Source organism: Citrobacter sp., assembly GCF_050252275.1.
GTDB classification, from domain to species: Bacteria; Pseudomonadota; Gammaproteobacteria; order Enterobacterales; family Enterobacteriaceae; genus Citrobacter_A; species Citrobacter_A amalonaticus.
This window is the reverse complement of the sequence record NZ_JBFWLF010000383.1, coordinates 1-3,360: the sequence shown is the minus strand read 5'-3', so window position 1 is coordinate 3,360 and position 3,360 is coordinate 1. Positions and strand designations below refer to the sequence as shown.

Here is a 3,360-nt window from a genome sequence, read left to right as displayed (position 1 = left end):
GGATTAAATAGCGGTGACCATTGGTGAACGGATTGGCATTCATCACGATGCAGCCGATTTTCTTGCCGTCATGACGCAGTTTGCTTAATGACTCTGCATAGCGTTTCAGACGTGTGGTGCTGTTTTCCATTAGCACCATGATGCCGGGAACGCGGGTCAGCGTTGAAAATCCGCACTGGCGGAACAACGATTCATACTCAGTTTTGGTATAAATGAAGAGATGCGTGCAGTGCCTTTCGTAGGCGAGATTGATAAGTTCTGTCGCCAGCGTGAGCGCTAACCCCTCGCCGCGTACCGATTCACTAATGGCCACACACTTGATGATATTTCCGGCGATACCGCCGCAGGCGATGAGTTTTTCATCACGAGTCACGGTAATAAAAACCTCAACGGTGGTATCGACGCTCAGATCATTTTCTTTCAGGAATTGCGTGATCGCCGCCATCTTTATATTTTCTGAGCGTTTGACGCGCGTGAACACATTATTACCAAACATAGTGGATAAGTCCTGAAGATATATTGTTGTTGCCGGTTTTGTATGTATGTTGTACGGAAATACGATTTTATAACGTTTTGTTTTCATTCCGGGGAAAAGACGATTTTGCAACGACCTATTTCTTTTTTTCCGGAATGCATACATCGTAAGGAGTATTTTCGAGGTAAATTTTGATTTATTTCACAAACACTTAGATGGTTTTTATGAGTTTAATGGTTTTAAGTTTTTTAATTATTCTTATTACAGATTGTGACGTGGTGTTAAATGACTTAATTGATTTAATGTGGTGAATCTGTAACGATTGTCTTTATTTGCTGCCTGTCTGTATAAAACAATTTCATTACATATGCTGGCGGCTTTTACCGAATTATGCCCATTAAGGAACCGTCATGTTGGTTCAAAAAAATAAAAAGCCGTTTTCTTTTTTTCGCCGACTGGCATTTCCGTTGCGCATTTTTCTGCTTATTCTCGTTTTTTCGGTGTTCATTATTGCCGCGCTGGCACAGTATTTTTCCGCGAGCTTTGAAGATTACTTGAGTACGCACGTTCGCGATATGGCGATGAACCAGGCGAAGATTATTGCCGCCAACGACAGCATCATTGCGGCGGTGAAGGATCGCGATTACAAACGGCTGGCAACCATTGCCGGAAAACTGCAGAGCGATACTGATTTTGACTATGTGGTGATCGGCGATAGTCACTCTATCCGGCTTTATCATCCTAACCCGGAGAAAATTGGCTACCCGATGCAGTTTACCAAGCCCGGCGCGCTGGAGAGGGGAGAAAGCTATTTCATTACCGGGACGGGCTCCATCGGCCTGGCAATGCGGGCGAAAACGCCAATCTTTGATGATGACGGCAACGTTATTGGCGTGGTCTCCATCGGTTATCTGGTCAGCAAAATTGACAGCTGGCGGCTGGACTTCATTCTACCGATGGCCGGCGTGTTTGTTTTGCTGCTGGTGGTACTGATGTTGCTTTCCTGGTTTTTTGCCGCTCATATTCGCCGTCAGATGATGGGGATGGAACCGAAGCAAATTGCCCGGGTGGTTCGTCAGCAGGAGGCGCTGTTCAGTTCTGTTTATGAAGGGCTGATTGCCGTGGATCCCGACGGCTATATTACGGCCATTAACCGTAGTGCGAGAAAGATGCTCGGCCTGCGTTCGCCAGGTCGACAATGGTTGGGCAAACCGATTCATGAGGTGGTTAACCCATCCGATTTCTTTACCGAACAGATTGCCGAAAGGCGTGTGGACGCGATGGTCAACTTCAATGGTCTGAGCGTTATTGCCAACCGTGAGGCGATCCGTTCAGGGGATGAGTTACTGGGCGCGATTATCAGCTTTCGCAGCAAAGATGAGATTGCCACCCTGAACGCGCAACTGACACAGATTAAGCAATATGTGGAGAGTCTGCGAACGTTGCGCCATGAGCATCTAAACTGGATGTCAACGCTCAATGGCCTGCTGCAAATGAAAGAGTACGATCGGGTCAGAGAGATGGTGCAGGGGGAATCGCAGGCGCAGCAACAGTTGATTGATAGCCTGCGCGAGGCGTTTGCCGATCGCCAGGTGGCGGGCCTGCTGTTTGGTAAGGTTCAGCGCGCGCGCGAACTGGGGCTCAAAATGACGATCGTTCCTGGCAGTCAGCTTCAGCAGTTGCCGGAAGGGCTGGACAGTACCGAATTTGCGGCGATTGTCGGAAATCTTCTCGACAACGCGTTTGACGCCAGTTTGCGTACCGAGCAGGGGAATAAGGTCGTGGAACTGTATCTGAGCGATGAAGGCGACGATGTGGTGATAGAAGTGGCCGACCAGGGATGCGGCGTCCCTGAGGCACTGCGTGAAAAAATATTCGAACAGGGTGTAAGCACCCGTTCCGATGAGCCGGGTGAGCACGGCATCGGACTGTACCTGATTGCAAGTTATGTGGGGCGCTGTGGCGGAACGATTACTCTGGAAGATAACGATCCCTGCGGCACCTTATTCTCTCTTATTATTCCGAAAGTGAAAAAGAACAATGACGGAACCATTAACCCTATTAATCGTTGAAGATGAAATGCTGCTTGCCGAGATGCACGCAGAGTACATCCGCCATATTCCCGGTTTTAATCAGATCTGGTTAGCCGGTAATCTGGCGCAGGCGAGAATGATGATTGAACGGTTTAAACCGGGTCTCATTTTACTGGATAACTACCTTCCGGACGGGAAGGGGATCACGCTGCTGCATGAGCTGACGGCGTCGCATTATCCCGGTGGGGTGGTTTTTACCACCGCGGCCAGCGATATGGAAACGGTGGCCGACGCGGTACGCAGCGGGGCGTTTGATTATTTGATCAAACCTATAGCCTATGAGCGTCTGGGACAGACGCTCACCCGTTACCAACAGCGCAGACGGATGCTGGCAGAAAACGACAGCGCCAGTCAGCGACAAATTGATGAGATGTTTAATGCCTATGCGCGAGGCGAGCCGAAAGATGAGCTGCCCACCGGCATTGATGCGTTAACGTTGAATGCGGTTAAAAAGCTGTTTGCTGATCCTCAGGTACAGCACACCGCCGAAACCGTCGCGCAGGCGCTGACCATCAGCCGTACGACCGCCAGACGGTACCTCGAATATTGTGCCAGTCGGCATTTGGTTATTGCGGAAATTGTGCACGGCAAGGTGGGGAGACCGCAGCGAATTTACCACGGTTAATCGCGGCGTATGGCCGGATGAGACATAGCGCGCCCTCATCCGGCAAGGGTTCTGAATCAGCCTCCCGTTACTGCGGAAGAGGTACCTGGCACCATTACTTCGGTTGCAATGATAACGATCAACAGCCCGACCATGACCGGTACGGAGGTGCGTTTTACCACTTCAAA

General features: G+C 49.9%; 4 protein-coding genes. 2 read left to right on the top strand and 2 right to left on the bottom strand.

What is annotated here, in order from left to right:
- Nucleotides 1-496: GNAT family N-acetyltransferase (locus tag AB7E14_RS21990; protein ID WP_428169961.1), on the bottom strand; the 496-nt coding region annotated here is incomplete at its 3' end.
- A 389-nt stretch (nt 497-885) separates the two neighbouring features.
- Between AB7E14_RS21990 and dpiB the strand changes: the two genes are divergently transcribed.
- Both dpiB and dpiA read left to right on the top strand, forming a co-directional pair.
- Nucleotides 886-2,547, top strand: coding sequence for a sensor histidine kinase DpiB (gene dpiB, locus AB7E14_RS21985; RefSeq protein ID WP_428169959.1), 1,662 nt, complete (start codon nt 886-888; stop codon nt 2,545-2,547).
- A complete protein-coding gene (gene dpiA, locus AB7E14_RS21980) occupies nt 2,516-3,193 on the top strand; it encodes a two-component response regulator DpiA (protein ID WP_043001435.1) in 678 nt (225 codons plus the stop codon). Before dpiB ends, dpiA begins: the two co-directional genes overlap by 32 nt.
- A gap of 56 nt (nt 3,194-3,249) precedes the next feature.
- On the opposite strand, the gene AB7E14_RS21975 is transcribed toward dpiA, so the two are convergent.
- A partial coding sequence (locus tag AB7E14_RS21975; RefSeq protein WP_428169960.1) for a hypothetical protein occupies nt 3,250-3,360 on the bottom strand: 111 nt, incomplete at its 5' end.

Excerpts from the sequence above, each read along its gene's own strand:
- dpiB (WP_428169959.1), top strand. The coding sequence starts at position 886 with ATGTTGGTTCAAAAAAATAAAAAGCCGTTTTCTTTTTTTCGCCGACTG.
- dpiA (WP_043001435.1), top strand. The coding sequence starts at position 2,516 with ATGACGGAACCATTAACCCTATTAATCGTTGAAGATGAAATGCTGCTT.